The organism is Metabacillus sp. SLBN-84, assembly GCF_053629595.1.
Genome location: NZ_JBRJIP010000007.1, coordinates 67,820 through 82,254, shown reverse-complemented (window position 1 = coordinate 82,254; position 14,435 = coordinate 67,820). Strand labels below are relative to the sequence as shown.

General features: G+C 34.0%; 15 protein-coding genes and 1 other annotated feature (1 of these 16 cut by a window edge). Of the genes, 8 read left to right on the top strand and 7 right to left on the bottom strand.

Annotated features, from left to right (window positions below; genetic code table 11):
• Positions 1-227: 227 nt before the first annotated feature.
• From RKD52_RS22670 to RKD52_RS22655, 4 genes are all read right to left on the bottom strand, one after another.
• Positions 228-1,397, bottom strand: coding sequence for an iron-containing alcohol dehydrogenase (locus tag RKD52_RS22670; RefSeq protein ID WP_454101660.1), 1,170 nt, complete (start codon positions 1,395-1,397; stop codon positions 228-230).
• Between the two features lie 94 nt (positions 1,398-1,491).
• Positions 1,492-1,893, bottom strand: a complete 402-nt coding sequence (locus RKD52_RS22665; protein ID WP_454101659.1) for a MerR family transcriptional regulator — start codon at positions 1,891-1,893, stop codon at positions 1,492-1,494.
• Between the two features lie 20 nt (positions 1,894-1,913).
• Entirely contained in the window at positions 1,914-3,221 is a 1,308-nt protein-coding gene (locus RKD52_RS22660) for a lysine N(6)-hydroxylase/L-ornithine N(5)-oxygenase family protein (RefSeq protein WP_454101658.1), read from the bottom strand.
• Positions 3,218-3,466, bottom strand: coding sequence for a DMT family transporter (locus tag RKD52_RS22655; RefSeq protein ID WP_454101708.1), 249 nt, complete (start codon positions 3,464-3,466; stop codon positions 3,218-3,220). The genes RKD52_RS22660 and RKD52_RS22655 overlap by 4 nt, the downstream gene beginning before the upstream one ends.
• A gap of 767 nt (positions 3,467-4,233) precedes the next feature.
• On the opposite strand from RKD52_RS22655, the gene RKD52_RS22650 reads away from it, so the two are divergent.
• Positions 4,234-5,190, top strand: a complete 957-nt coding sequence (locus RKD52_RS22650) for a proline dehydrogenase family protein (protein ID WP_454101657.1) — start codon at positions 4,234-4,236, stop codon at positions 5,188-5,190.
• Positions 5,191-5,658: 468 nt separating this feature from the next.
• On the opposite strand, the gene RKD52_RS22645 is transcribed toward RKD52_RS22650, so the two are convergent.
• The 3 genes from RKD52_RS22645 to RKD52_RS22635 all read right to left on the bottom strand — a co-directional run bounded on the left by RKD52_RS22645 (position 5,659) and on the right by RKD52_RS22635 (position 8,103).
• Positions 5,659-5,952 carry a ribbon-helix-helix domain-containing protein gene (locus RKD52_RS22645; protein WP_454101656.1) on the bottom strand — a complete coding sequence of 98 codons (294 nt, stop codon included), beginning with the start codon at positions 5,950-5,952 and terminating at the stop codon, positions 5,659-5,661.
• Between the two features lie 941 nt (positions 5,953-6,893).
• Complete coding sequence (locus tag RKD52_RS22640) at positions 6,894-7,337, bottom strand: ribbon-helix-helix domain-containing protein (protein ID WP_454101655.1); 444 nt, start codon at positions 7,335-7,337, stop codon at positions 6,894-6,896.
• Positions 7,309-8,103 carry a ParA family protein gene (locus tag RKD52_RS22635; protein ID WP_454101654.1) on the bottom strand — a complete coding sequence of 265 codons (795 nt, stop codon included), beginning with the start codon at positions 8,101-8,103 and terminating at the stop codon, positions 7,309-7,311. The genes RKD52_RS22640 and RKD52_RS22635 overlap by 29 nt, the downstream gene beginning before the upstream one ends.
• A gap of 1,002 nt (positions 8,104-9,105) precedes the next feature.
• On the opposite strand from RKD52_RS22635, the gene RKD52_RS22630 reads away from it, so the two are divergent.
• The 7 genes from RKD52_RS22630 to RKD52_RS22600 all read left to right on the top strand — a co-directional run bounded on the left by RKD52_RS22630 (position 9,106) and on the right by RKD52_RS22600 (position 13,903).
• Complete coding sequence (locus RKD52_RS22630) at positions 9,106-9,954, top strand: Rpn family recombination-promoting nuclease/putative transposase (protein WP_454101653.1); 849 nt, start codon at positions 9,106-9,108, stop codon at positions 9,952-9,954.
• Between the two features lie 386 nt (positions 9,955-10,340).
• A complete protein-coding gene (locus tag RKD52_RS22625; protein WP_454101652.1) occupies positions 10,341-10,880 on the top strand; it encodes an HAD-IIIA family hydrolase in 540 nt (179 codons plus the stop codon).
• Positions 10,881-11,028: 148 nt separating this feature from the next.
• Positions 11,029-11,265, top strand: a complete 237-nt coding sequence (locus RKD52_RS22620) for a DUF3977 family protein (RefSeq protein WP_454101651.1) — start codon at positions 11,029-11,031, stop codon at positions 11,263-11,265.
• A 118-nt stretch (positions 11,266-11,383) separates the two neighbouring features.
• Positions 11,384-11,851 carry an NUDIX hydrolase gene (locus RKD52_RS22615; protein WP_454101650.1) on the top strand — a complete coding sequence of 156 codons (468 nt, stop codon included), beginning with the start codon at positions 11,384-11,386 and terminating at the stop codon, positions 11,849-11,851.
• Positions 11,852-11,902: 51 nt separating this feature from the next.
• Positions 11,903-12,370 carry an NUDIX hydrolase gene (locus tag RKD52_RS22610; protein WP_454101649.1) on the top strand — a complete coding sequence of 156 codons (468 nt, stop codon included), beginning with the start codon at positions 11,903-11,905 and terminating at the stop codon, positions 12,368-12,370.
• Between the two features lie 165 nt (positions 12,371-12,535).
• Positions 12,536-12,955 (top strand): cytidine deaminase, encoded by a 420-nt coding sequence (locus tag RKD52_RS22605; RefSeq protein WP_454101648.1) that lies wholly within the window; start codon positions 12,536-12,538, stop codon positions 12,953-12,955.
• A gap of 573 nt (positions 12,956-13,528) precedes the next feature.
• Positions 13,529-13,903 (top strand): hypothetical protein, encoded by a 375-nt coding sequence (locus tag RKD52_RS22600; protein ID WP_454101647.1) that lies wholly within the window; start codon positions 13,529-13,531, stop codon positions 13,901-13,903.
• Positions 13,904-14,252: 349 nt separating this feature from the next.
• Positions 14,253-14,435, top strand: a binding site (T-box leader) (it continues 70 nt past the right edge of the window).

Here is a 14,435-nt window from a genome sequence, read left to right as displayed (position 1 = left end):
GTTGTTGATGAAACATATGTTACAAACAATATATATTTTATTGATAATGTTAATTGTATAATTCCAGTCTGATGGTATGCAGTTGATTGCATTGAGGAGGGTTAAATAAGGCGGCTATGTTTCTTGTCTATCCCAAAGTATGAGATGCAAATAAGACAAAATTTTTTCAATGTAAAATAAAAGGAGTTAACCGAATATCACGGTTAACTCCTTTTCAGCTTTATTTTTTACAAAGAACGCTCTAGAATTTGTCTTACATCATCTTTGGCTAACGGAACATAGTTTCCTATTGTGTCTTTCGTAAGGGATCGTTCAACCATTAGATCAATTTCTTTATTATCAATATCATAGTCAGACAGTTTAGTAGGTGCACCAATAGCCTTCCAGAATTCTCTTAATCTGTGTATTGTTTCTTTTGCCAATTCTTTGTCATCTTTGGAAGCGTCAAGATCAAACACTCTGACTCCCAATTGTGCGACTCTTTCAGGTTTTGTTTCAGAGACATAGTCCATCCAATGAGGGAATAAGATAGCAAGTCCTCCGCCATGTGGAATGTCATGTACAGCCGAAACCGCATGTTCAATCATGTGAGTAGCCCAGTCGGTTTGAACTCCCATTGATAGAATCTTGTTGAGGGCAAATGTTGCATTCAGCATTATAACTTCACGGTAAGCATAAGATTCCAGATCATTAAGTAGTTTAGGTGCCACTTCAATCGTCGTTTTTAAGATGGACTCTCCAAAACGCTCTTGTGTCGGAGCATTCTCAGAAACATGGAAATATTGCTCCAACACATGTGACATCAAGTCAACAATTCCGTAAACTGTTTGATCCGTAGGCACGGAAAATGTGTTCTGAGGATCGAGAATACTAAATTTCGGATATGTGTGAATAGAGCTGAATGCCCTTTTATCTTTCTCTTCCCAATTCGTAATAACAGAGTTGCCGTTCATTTCTGAACCTGTAGCTGCCATTGTCAGGATAGTTCCGAGTGGTACAGAAGAAGATGGAGAAACTTTGCCTGTCACGATGTCCCATACATCTCCATCATAATGAGCACCTACAGAAATAGCTTTCGCACAGTCAATGACGCTGCCCCCGCCAACTGCCAGAATAAAATCAAGCTGGTTCTCCTTGACTAGTTGAATGCCTTTTTTAACCGTAGTAAGTCTAGGGTTAGGTTCTACACCTGCAAGCTCGATAATAAGTACATCGGAGCTAATGCGATCTAGTTGTTCTAGTACTTGTTCATACAATCCGTTCTTTTTTATGCTTCCTCCCCCATAGACTAATAGTACTCGATTACCGTAAGCTTCTACCTCTTTAGTTAGTGAATCTTTCACTTGGTTTTTACCAAAAATCAATTTTGTTGGATTCACATATTGAAAATTATCCATTCTTATCCCTCCTAAAATATTTCCTTCAGCTCAGCTGAATTCTTTTATACCCTACACCTTAGAGTCCAGTCGAAAGCAAATGATATGATTTTTTTTATTCGCAAAGAAAAGAAGAAGTATCACTATTTGGATACTCCTTCTTTTCCAGATCATCGAAGTACCGCAATTTTTTTTCTATTTTTTTAAAAGCAAGATCTAATTCTCTTTGTTTTTCTAACATCGCTTCTCTATGTGCTAATAGTATTGCTTTTCTCTCTTGTATTGTATGATTTCCTTCCAACGTCAGGTCCATGATCTTCTTTAATTCTGTTATAGGAATATCCGTTTTACGCAAGCAAGAAATAAAATCCAGCCACTCGATATCGTGATCAGAAAATGAACGATAACCTGTTTCGTCTCTTTTTAACAGAGGGAGCAATCCTTGTTTTTCATAAAACCGAATTGTGTGGGAACTCATCCCGACTTTCTCTGAAGCTTCTTTAATCGTAAAAGACATCTATTTTCACCTCCATATTGTTATTGAAATGATGGTTCAAGTGAATGCTTCCTTATGGATGAAAAAGTTTGAAAAGATGTTTTATCTTCAATCTTGAATAATTCAAATCCGACTAATGTATTAATAATTAATTGATTTCGGAATACAGACAGCTTTAGATTGGTCGATGCCGTACCATGTGATTGATCAAGATCAGTTAATGCGAAAAAATGATTGGGGTTGTTTTTCTTAAAAGAAAGATTATAATTTCTTCCCACTTTAAAGTGCTCATCGCTATCCCATTCAATCAGGTGTGCAAAATTGTTATGAAACCACTCCGGAATATTTGGTTTAACCCCTGTAGCTAAAATGACCGCATCTGTTTGAATGCTAAATGACTTTTCTTCTTCAAGATGTTTTACATTTAGTTTAAAGCCTTCTTCAATTGAAGATAATTCTGTATGAAGACGGATGCTTGCCTGTAAATCGTTCGGGCAAAGAGAACGATGATACAGTTTTCGGTAAATATCATCCAAAGTCTTAGGATTTATACCGTTTCTTAATTGATAAAAATAGGATAGTCCTTTTTGTCGCTTTTCAAGTGGTAATTCCTCGAAGTACTCAACATAAGCAGGAGTGAACATCTCCAGTCTAAATTTAGTCGTTTCCAATTCTCTGAGTGCCGGGGACCGGGTTATCCATTCTACCGCAAAAGAATGGTTTTGCTGTTGATCTAGAAGGTCAAGGAAAATTTCCGCTGCACTTTGACCTGATCCCACCACAGTAATAAGATCTAAGGTCAATATTTCTTCCCTTTTGAAAGAATATCCCAATGCAGGAAAGATTCGTTCACGCCATTCACTGTCTATTGTGACCGGAACGCTTGGTTTATGACCTGTTCCCAGTACTACATGTTTGGAATAATATTCTTTTTCTGTTTTCGTTATTGAATTATAGACGATTACAATATAGCCTTCCTCATCCAGCTCAACGTTAACCACTTTGGAACAGAATTGAATATTGTCTAACTGTCTCGCTACCCAGGATAAATAAGCGTTGTATTCCATTCTTGGAATGGTAAATTCATTGTAAGAGAAGAATAAATAAAGCTTTCCTGTCTCCTTTAAATAATTTAAAAAGGTATACTCGCTTTTTGGATTTGCCATTGTAACTAAATCAGCCATAAAAGGTACCTGAAGAGTGGCCTCTTCCAATAAAAGTCCTGGGTGCCAGCTAAACGTTTCTTTTTCTTCAAAAAATAATGCCTGACTATCTGTATTCTCTTTGAGAAGAGCTGCTAAGCCTAGGTTAGAAGGGCCGAGCCCTATTCCTATTATGTCGTATTTCATTTTTTAACCACCTCTAATGTTAAATGTTGTTCTTTTTTATTTAGATGTTCGTCTTTAAATATGAGTAGTAATGCTACTACCAGAAATAGTAATCCAACGCTCTTTGACCAACTGAAAGAAATCATATCTGCACCAAATAGACCAAATTGATCTATGATAAATCCTGCATTTAATTGACTTACCATCGCAGTGATATTGCTTACGGCAACACCTATCTTAGGGCTACTTGCTCCCTCTAAACTCAGCGCTATTCAGCAACAAGAGGAATCAAAAATAGAATACTTTCTACATATTTAAGCCTACTTGCCTTATTTGTTATTACTTGAGAAAGTCTATACGTTAGACACGACTCTAAGGCAAGAGAATTGATTCATGTTTCGTCGTTTTATATCAAAACAGAAAGTAACTTAATGATTTGAGATGAATTCAAACCAAAGTTTTCTTCATTCGCTTTAGGAAAGGGGGATTATTAGTAGTTGATTGAAGGGTGAGAATTTGGTAAAACAAAGGGACTGTAAAGGATAAGGGGCAATTCCATCCTAATCATCTGCAGATGAAAGGAACCGGATCGAATTGTTATTTTTTAGCTTTCTTTCCATACCATCCTGGAGATCAAACTGTAGCAAAAAGTCAGTAAATACAGGGAACATCGATTTATTTTCTTTACTAGATGTTGTAAAATTTTAATATGAATTTAGGAAGCGAGACAGCAAATTTCTCTATTCAGAATGGGATATTGCATTTTTGAAATTCACATTAAAAATAACATTAATAGTAAAATTAAAAACAACATTAAAAACAACATTAAAAACAATATTAAAAACAACATTAAAAACAATATATACATATATGTTTAATTTTATCCTGAAATTTTCCTTTTCCTTTTCCTGTTTATTAGGTGCAGTATTATATAGATGACAAATAAAAGTAGGTTTTTGAAACAAGGTAAGACATTTCGCTATTTTCGTGATATAATTTCAATCTTTATATGGTCATGAAAGGAGTAATTGATATGTTAAATCAAGAGGAAATCAGGTTTTCCAATGCCTTAAAATCAGTTGCAAGAAATGGAGATATAAAAAGCTACATCCAGAATTCAAAAGAGCTCTATCCCTTATTTATGCGTGCAGCAAAGCGTTTTGTATCAGGTGAAACGAGGCTGGATGCAATCAATAAAGCAAAAGAACTTATGGAGAAAGAGTATCTTGTCTCTTTAGAATATATAGGTGAAAATACAACAAATGTTGAGGAGTGCCATGCGGCAAAAGAAGAGTTTATTTCTCTAATTCACCAATTAGGTTCTAATGGAATTACATCTACGATTTCATTTGACTTGTCACATATTGGCATGTCGGTAGACAGAGAGCTTGGCTTGGGAAATTTGAAGGAAATGGCACAAGCTGCTGAAAAGTATAATATTAATTTAATGATCAGCATGGAAGAGTCTGAAAAGACAGATCCTATTTTAGATATCTATAAAGAAGCCGCTTCGATATATAAAAATATAGGAATTACACTACAGGTTCAGCTGAAACGTTCATTAGACGATTTGAATGAATTGTTTAAATATCCTGGAAAAATCAGAATTGTAAAAGGTGCTTATCAGGAACCTGCAGAAATTAAGATTGGCCGTTCTGAAGAGTTAAATAGTCGGTACCTTGAATTTATCGAAAAGTGCATCGAAGCTAATCAGCCCATATCGATCGCTACCCATGATGAGGAACTTCATCAGAAAATATTGGAGAAGGGTTATCTAAAGAATTCAAACGTTGAGCTTGAAATGCTAGATGGGGTTAGACCGGATCTAATTAAAAAGGTGAAAAATCAAGGATACAAAGCGAGAGTTTATATAACCTACGGCACAGAATGGTATCTGTACTTAGCTCATCGCATTGCAGAATACCCTCCTAATATATACACGGCTGTTTCAGATATTATTGCTTATGAAAATAAAACTTCATCTTACTAAGTCTAAACTCATATTGAATAGAAATAGACTCTCCGGTTTTAAGAAGTATATCTTGTATACAGCTTACGGATAGTTTAATTGCGGTTAAAATTTATATAAATCTAGATGTATATTAAAATGCTAAAACGGGTATACTGCTAATACCCCCTTATAAAAATAAAGAATTACCGGATCCTTCTCTTCAGAGAAGGATCTTTTTTTATCTAAATCAAATTATATCCCTATGTATAAATCTACCTCTTTTGGTCAATAGTGTTACCAATACACTACGAATCAAGGAGAATCAGAATCATGGAATGCAGAAAATGCGATAAAAACCTTAGAGTCAGAGACCGGTCCCAATTCAACAAGCGCAACGGACTGTGCAAGTCCTGTCATGACTTAGAATTAAAATGGATCCAGCAAGGACTGAAGTTTGCAGTACCACCAAAAAGAAAAGCAAAGTAAAAAGCCACCCAAAAAAGTGACTTAGTAAACAACCTGCTGTTTTCCCCCGACGCTAATGATGGTTGGATAGACTTTGTAACGGTCATTGACATTGTATTTCTCCTGCAGCGCATAGACAAAGTCCGGAGAGTTAACGCATGCTTGAAGCAGATAATCAGCAAGCTCTGAACGTGAGAACCCGGTGCTGACTGCCAAGGCATCCAATTTCTTTTCTGTATCATTACTGACGGATATGGAGAACCTGCAGCATCTCTTTCCGCCAAGGCCTTTTGTTTTCGCGCTCTTTGATCTGTTTGGAATCTTTATTTTAGCCAATAGAATCAACCTCCAAAAGTGAGTTAGTGGTGCAGTGATGTTATAGGATATGCAAGATCCTTAAGGAAAAGAACTGTTCATATTTATTTAAGCGTAGAAAAATACGTCTGTACTCATAACCGGTAATTTTTTTTAGCTTAACAGTCATGTCGAAAAACGTTTAAGAAAATTAGGTCACACAACTCGAGAGAATTTCTGTATTTTAATTCTTTTATGAACACGGGCGGATGAAATCGTTCGTGTTTTTGAGTTGTTTCAAAAGTACCGAATACTGGTCAAAGTATTTCTTAAAATTTATTAAGCTGCTAATCAATCATTCTTTCAGACTTATTTTCTTTTAAGACACCCCCTCCCCTCTCTTTGCTTTTTGTTTATTAAAGGGATTTTTGTAGATTTTTAAAGCCGAGAAAGTGGTTCAGTGATGCAAACGAGGTACTGCACCTAGAGAGGGAGGAGGGGGATATTTTTAAATGTTCGTTTCATATGATAGTTAGGAGCTAGCAAATACACTATCCTATAAGCTAGCTCCTTGCAGCGATTATTCAAAAAAAGTTTGGACAAATGCAGACAATCACTCGGTTGAATACAGAAAAGGTCTTTGATGGGTTATCTGAAAGGGAAAAAGATCTTATGATCCAAAAAGCTTTGTCAGAGGTTGTGATGGAACAGATAACATGGTTTCGTCTGCCCAATGAAGATAAAAACAATAATTAATTATTTAAGACATATATAGTAATAACAAAGTATATGTTGTTGTTAATGTTGATTATATTGTTATAAATATATTTAAAAACAGTGATGTCGTTAACAATGTTTTTATAGACGTTTATAATATTGATTATGTCATTAATTTTTATGACCTACTACATGACTTATATAAAAAAGAGTGCAATATACCCTTTCGGGAAATTGCACTCTTTCTTTTGCTTTTCATAGCAATCTTACTTCTGTATTACACCATACTCCTCAAGCAACTTTCTGATCGCTGCGTTAATGAGTTTTGACTTATCCCCTTTTTCGCCCCTTGAAGCAATCTTGTCAACTTCAACAGCAAGTTCTGGCTCCATATAAAAAGATGTAAAAACCTTTTTAGCTTTTCGCTTTGGCGTCTTTTTCCCCGATACAAGGCTGCGCAAGTAATCATCATCTTCATCTACAACATTATCAATATTGTCATTGTCATCATATGTTTTTGTATTGTTGTTATTATCAATTTCATTTTCAACAATATCTTTAGTGGTAATAACATTGTCAGTTTTGCTGTCAGATTTATCTATCGGAGATTCTGTTTCTTTGGCTGGTGTCTCTTTCTCATATGAATTGAAAAAAGCCTGAGTAGCGTTTGGTTTTTTAATTTTATCTTTGAGGCTGTTTTTGGTTGACACGTTCCTTCAGCTCCTTAACAAATGGTATGTAATATTCTAAAGCGTTCTTCAGTTCAATATTCCCCTCAAAACCAGAGATTGCGAGTCTTCTGGTGGAAGCTTTTCTTTTAATGATGGACTCGAACATTAAACCTGGATACTCCTCCCGTACGGCCTCTTCCATTCCTTCGTTTTCCTTAGCCCTGGCGTCGATTAAAGAAAATAATATTCCAGCCGTTTCTAATGCTGGATTATATCGCTCTTTTGCACCTTCTATAATTTCAAGGAACTTAGGGATGGCATAATACGCAAACATGGATCCGTCAAACATGACTACTGCGTAGGTGCCAGCTTCTGAATGTGTGCTTAATGGCATGACTGTTTGCTCTGATAAAGCTGGCGGTGTGTCAATAATTATCCAATCATAATCTTCCATAACCGGTTCTAGAGCTCTTTGCAGTGCGTCCAGTTTTAATCCCTTTTCAAACATCCTTCTTGGCAATGTTGCAAGAAAATCATTTGATGGAATCAAGTCCAGATTTTCCTGGATTTTAATAATATATGAGCGTGCATCTTCTTCCATAATAGCTTCAAGAATGGTTTTCTCTTCAAAGACATTGCATATATCATATTCTCCAGTCAAGAAGCTTGTAAGGTTACCCTGACCATCCATATCGATAGCTAAAACCTTCTCTTCTTTACTCAATAAGTAGGCCGTTATTCCACTGCTTGTAGATTTGGAACAGCCGCCTTTACTAATTCCAAATGTCACTATTTTTGCTGTCATAATAAACACCTCTTTTTCCCTTATTCAAATATGCGAATCTGAGATAAGAATTATAATAAAACATATGTTATTGTATATGTTATCTTATATATTATTTCACACTACATCGTTGATATCAATGGCTTTATCACTGAAAGTGCAAAATTAATATTCAGCTAGTACATTGATTCAATTATATGTTAACGTCACAAGTGCTTTAATAAACACAGCATATATGACATCATATACTTTAATGATAGCGTTAAAATCGTTGTTAAATACATAAATAACAATACTGTTTTGTTTAACATTGTTGTATTTACGTCTGTATACAATAATGTTAACAATATAAATAATGTTGATGTATAGTCTATGTTAAAGTTATGGTTAACAACGTTGCATGTTTCACTATATATAGTGAATTTAATAACTTTATTAACAATGTTGTATATATATAATTAGTTAATAATAATAACTACAATAATATTATTAACTATGTTGTTTATGTTGTTGTTAAAAACAACAACATTGTGTATGTTAAAATATATGTTAAGTATAAATATGAAAACAATGTTAATTATAAAAATAATGATATTGTTAAATATAATATCACTTTATATGTGTACATGATTATTAAAATTGAAAACGTAAATAATGTTTATGAAAACAATAATAATGCAATTGTTTTTAACAATATTGTATATGTTTATGTATATATCAATGTTAATGATATGAACATTATTATATTCATTAACAATCATGAAATTGAACGAAAAACATTTTATATAAAATGATAAGGGTTATTTTGTTTAAAGTATTAAATGACAGTTCAACCTGTTAAAATTAATGATGTTATTGTTATATACAACAACATTATTAACGTATATGTCGACAATGTTGTTGTCTTATTAATGTTAAGTATTTCTTTTTTTATGCCTGTTCAAGACAGCTTGAATCCTCCACTATTGAAAAGCTTTTAACTAATTAGGACTCGTTGTATAATTATAGGAGGAGGAGTTTGACTTGAAACGATTAAAGCCTTTAAATGATTTTGTATTCAAAAAACTGTTTGGTGAAAATAAAGACAAAGACATCTTAATTGGATTTCTAAATGCGGTTTTGGATGCAGAAGTTGATGACTTATACATTGTAGAAGAAAAACTGAATAAAGATAAGATTGATGATAAACAAGGAATTCTCGACATAAAAGCAATTTGTCATACCGGTGAGAAGATTAACATTGAGGTGCAGCTAGTCAACGAACACAACATGATCGAAAGAACTTTGTTCTACTGGTCAAAGCTTTATGCGGAAGACTTCAAGGCTGCTGAAAAATATTCAGATCTCAATCGAACAATTACAATAAATATATTGGGTTTTAATCTTTTACATGAAATTGAATCTTTTCATTCCATCCATAAAATAAGCGATACGAATACAGGAAAGACTTTAACAGACCTACTTGAACTACATTTTATCGAAATGCCGAAGTTCAGTAGCATCACACCAAATGTGCATAATTCACTTCATCGATGGTTATTATTTTTAAGAGAAGATAAAAACGAGCAGCAAAATTTAGAGGAGGTGTTTATCTTGGATCAATTGGTAGCAAAAGCTGAAGATAAACTACGCCGTTTAAGTGCTGACGAGGAAACCATCAGGATGTATCAGTTGAGGGAGAAATATCTATCCGATCAGAAGACACAAATTGATGGAGCCAGAAATGCTGGGAGAGATGAAGGGAAATCCGAAAAAGCAGCAGAGATTGCTAAAAACCTTCTCAAAGTCCCTGGCATGTCTGTTCAGGATGTATCAAATTATACAGGCCTCTCGTTCGATGAGGTTAAAGAACTCGAAAAAGAAATTCGTTAATGCAGAAAGTGTGTGATCCAAACCGATCATACACTTTTTTTATTCCTTGGGTTTACCTAGTTAATTAAGGTGTTGAGAAATGACAAACAAAAGCAAGGGTAGGGTAAAAATAATTAATATATGTCGTTGTTATTGTTGATTGCATGTTATAAACAAAAATATTTATGTAAATAACATTAATTTATTTAATAATACAATATATATTTTAATGACGTATTTAACATATATAACAACATATATGTTAAATACTCATTTAAAGAGGTCCTTTATAAAACAAATGTGATAAAATGGTAATTGGTGTTATTCAACAATCGGGCAGGATTGTTGAATAAGAGATTTACATTAGATAACAAGAAATTTAATTAGATATGACAGGGGAAATTAATGTGAAACAAATAGAAGCCATTTTTTTAGATAGAGATGGAACAATTGGTGGTGACGATACAGTTCATTACCCTGGAGAATTTAAACTTTTTCATTATACAGCTATGGAAATCAACAGATTAAAAAAAGAGAATGTAAAAATATTTTCTTTTACAAATCAACCTGGAATTTCAAGAGGATTAGCAAAAGAGAAAGATTTTGAAGAGGAGTTAAGAGGGTTTGGTTTTGATGATATTTTTATTTGTCCACACAGTCCTAGCGAGGGATGCTCTTGTAGAAAGCCAAATACAGGAATGTTAACAGAAGCTCAGCAAACTTATAACTTAACTCTTGAAAACTGTGTCGTAATCGGGGACCGTTGGAGTGATATTGTGGCAGCGGCAAAAGTAGGCTGCATTAAGGTATTGGTTAGGACAGGGGCTGGAGAATCTGCGCTTAATGAACACTTTGATAAAATAAGAGACTTAAATATAGACTACATAGCTGATGATTTTAAGGATGCTATATGTTGGTTATATAAAAATTTTATTTTTAGTAACTGAGCATAGCATTTATTCATTCAAAGGGAGCAATTGCAGCAAAGTGGATTCCCTTTTGTAATTGAAGAATTGGGGGCGATTGCTAAACAAAGACGCCCCTCCCTGAAGTATTATGGAACTTCTCAATGGGGTTATTTGGGGTGAGTGAATTTTGAAATTTATTGAAATTGGGATAGGAAACAATTGGTTAATAAGGACTGAAACAGAGTTGGAAGATGGCACTGAATACGAGGAGAAAGGCATCATAGGTCCAATCAAATTCCACTCCTTTTATATAAGAATTTGGTTTGGTAAAACCGTTCTAATAGCAGACTTCAAAGAAGGTTTTAAAACACAAAAGAAAAATCGTAAAAACTTTAAAATCATATTCGGCATAGTTAGTGTTTGAATTTTTTTCAACTATCGGGGGCGTTAATCCAAGAGGGATAACGCTCTATTTGTTGAATTAACTATGAGAAGTATTTTAAAACAGTTAAACTAAATTCTAACTTTCAGAGAGGCCTATTATGAACGATTACGTAAAAACAATGAGAAAATTAATTGGTCAAGAAACCCTACTCACTGTAGGTTGCGGAGCCATCATTGAAGATGAACAAGAAAGAATTCTGTTGCAACAAAGGACAGATTATGGGTTTTGGGGAATCCCCGGAGGCATACTGGAACTTGGCGAAACTTTTGAAGAAACAGTTAAAAGAGAAGTCCTAGAGGAAACAGGTCTGTTCATAACCAAGTTAGATCTGTTTGGTATATATTCAGGAGAAAAGGGCTTTGCTAATTATGCTAATGGTGATCAAGTATATAGTGTACAAATCATCTTTTATACAACGGATTATACAGGTTTCTTAGAATCTAACAATGAAAGTAAAGAGTTATGCTTTCTACATAAAAACGAATTACCGAAAAATATTAACCCGCACCAATCTTCCTTTATTTTAGATTGGAAAAATAAAGTAACCAAACCCGTTATAAAATGAATTTTTATTGGATGTATATTAGATTCTTAAATTAAAGTATGGGGTGATCTTATGGATTATATAAAACATTTAAGGTCAATGGTAGGGAATGAAAAAGTAATTATGGTAGTAGCAGGTGCCTTGGTGTTCAATTCAAAAGGTCTTTTGTTGTTGCAGCTAAGATCAGATAATCAAAAGTGGGGACTTCCAGGTGGCTTTATGGAATTAAATGAATCTGTTCAAGACACTGCTAAAAGAGAAGTGTTTGAAGAGACTGGGTTGAATCTTGGAGAGATGTCTTTGTTTGGAATCTACTCAGGTCCAAACAAAGAAAAAACATTTCCTAATGGAGACCAAGTAGCTTTAGTTGAAGTATTTTTTAAATGTAATGATTATACTGGAGTTCTAGTTGAAAAAAATGAGGAATCTCTAAAAAATAGATTTTTCTCGTTAGTTGAGTTGCCTAATAATATATTTTTAGAACATATAGGAGTAATCAATGATGTGTTGTCTGAGAAGAAACTACCTGTTATTGGTTGAAAGTTGGATCCTCTTCACTTAGTCAGATATTCAACAATCGGGGGCGATTGCTTAACAAAGTGTCGCCTTTTCTTATTGAAGTAAAGGAGCAATTTAGTTAAAGAACGGGTTAAGCTACTATAATTATGCTGGTTAAAGAAAAAGAAGTAATGCGGGGGAACAAATTTGAATATTGAACAAAAAATATATCAAGCAGCAAAAAAACTGATTGAAAAAAGATACCCTACTGGCTGGGGCGGTGCGGCAGCAATGTACACTAACAATGGTGAAATATTGACAAGTGTTGCTCCAGAGGTCATAAATGCTTCAACAGAGTTATGTATAGAAACAGGTGCAATTTTGGAAGCACATAAGCTTAATACAAAAATAACTCATTCAGTTTGTGTTGTAAGAGATAATGAAAATGAAGAATTTAAGGTATTAACTCCTTGTGGGGTCTGTCAAGAAAGATTGATTTACTGGGGAAGGGATGTAAAGGTAGCGGTATCTTCAAGTGACGAGAAACCATTACTTTTCAAAACATTAAAAGAAGTTCAGCCGTATCATTGGTCTCAAGCATACAAAGATGAAGAATTATTCGACTAACGTATGCTTTTCTTTAATAAGACTTCACAATGATCTTCAAAAAGCTGGCCCTTTTCTTTGGTAAGACAACATAATTGATATTCAACAATCGGGGGCGTTAATCCAAGAAGGATTGACGCTTTTTGTGGCGAAATTTAGTGGAATGGCTTATTAAAGGAGCAATGAATAAATAATGAAAAAACAATTAGCCGCGGCACTACTATTACTCGGTTGTTTAGTATATTTGATTTTTGCCCTATTCCAAAGCGAACTATACCTTTCTCACTTCTCTGTAGAGGCAGTCAACCCCATTAGTTTGGACTGGAATAGCATCAACATTGATACTAAGTTTCAAGATGGAGAGCCTGAATCAGTCTACCGTATTTGGTTAACGCCCATATACGGAGTTGTATGTTTGTCTTTAGTATTAATTGCTTTGTCATTTAGAAGGAAGAACACATAGTTATCAATCTTCCGCAATCGGGGACAATTGCTTAACAAAGTTTCTCCTCCTCTTCATATTAAAGAAAAGAGCAGAATTGTTGAAAGAACTAAGGTTAATTGTTTTAAAGATAAGAGATGGAGGATTTATTATTGAGTTCTAATGAGATTACTTTAAAAGCAAAGACTGATATTGATGTGGATACATATAAAATTTTGAGTGAATATCTAGGGGAAGGTCAAGTGAAATCCTTGAACAATAAAGCTGTAACCTTACAAAATGTTGAGGTTATCAATAAGTTTTATTATTCAATGAGCGTAAAAGACACTAGAGATCATTCAGACGTGGCGTTCACATTTCATGTATTTAAATTAAAGAATGAATTATTCATTGTATATGTTAAGACTGATATAAAGTTCTCTTTTGAAGTTAAAGAAACAATTCAAGAAGTGAGAGAAAAACATACCTGGTTCATTGAGCATATTATTGATTTTCACAGAGATGTAATTATTTCAAAAAGAAATTAGTACAAGTGCATTAGATATCATCATTAATGCTATTACTGTATGGAATACAGTTCATCTCACAGAAGAAACAAAAGTTTTAAGTGAAAAAGAAATACTAAAACATACATTATCATTAAGGTGGGAAAAAATTAACTTCTTACGAGAGTATACACTTGAGATGAAAAAATGACAGAACTTAACTCTTTAATATCATTAGATCGAGAAGATCCTGAAGGTACCCCTGTTAAATAATCATTTAATTCCTGGAATGGAAATCAGTTGTATTGACAGATTTAAACGACACAGATAAAATCAAAAATATTAATATCTGCATAATGAAGATTTGTTCAAAACATATCGGAGTATAAGGGTAAAGGCTATGATAAGAAAGAGTAGCAATCATGTAAACAAACAGAAAGTTACCGGTTGATGAGAGGTGCATGTTGAACGATTGTGAATACATCTTGGAGCTGTGTATCGAACGGGTATTCCTTAGTAGACTACACCGGTTAGGCATCCGTAATCATGTGCTAAAGTATTGTCAAATGACTTT

What these genes read in the sequence shown, in the direction of transcription:
- RKD52_RS22635 (WP_454101654.1), bottom strand. Translation starts at nt 8,103, where the DNA reads ATGACAGCAAAAATAGTGACATTTGGAATTAGTAAAGGCGGCTGTTCC.
- RKD52_RS22665 (WP_454101659.1), bottom strand. Translation starts at nt 1,893, where the DNA reads ATGTCTTTTACGATTAAAGAAGCTTCAGAGAAAGTCGGGATGAGTTCC.
- RKD52_RS22660 (WP_454101658.1), bottom strand. Translation starts at nt 3,221, where the DNA reads ATGAAATACGACATAATAGGAATAGGGCTCGGCCCTTCTAACCTAGGC.
- RKD52_RS22670 (WP_454101660.1), bottom strand. Translation starts at nt 1,397, where the DNA reads ATGGATAATTTTCAATATGTGAATCCAACAAAATTGATTTTTGGTAAA.
- RKD52_RS22615 (WP_454101650.1), top strand. Translation starts at nt 11,384, where the DNA reads ATGAACGATTACGTAAAAACAATGAGAAAATTAATTGGTCAAGAAACC.
- RKD52_RS22650 (WP_454101657.1), top strand. Translation starts at nt 4,234, where the DNA reads ATGTTAAATCAAGAGGAAATCAGGTTTTCCAATGCCTTAAAATCAGTT.
- RKD52_RS22610 (WP_454101649.1), top strand. Translation starts at nt 11,903, where the DNA reads ATGGATTATATAAAACATTTAAGGTCAATGGTAGGGAATGAAAAAGTA.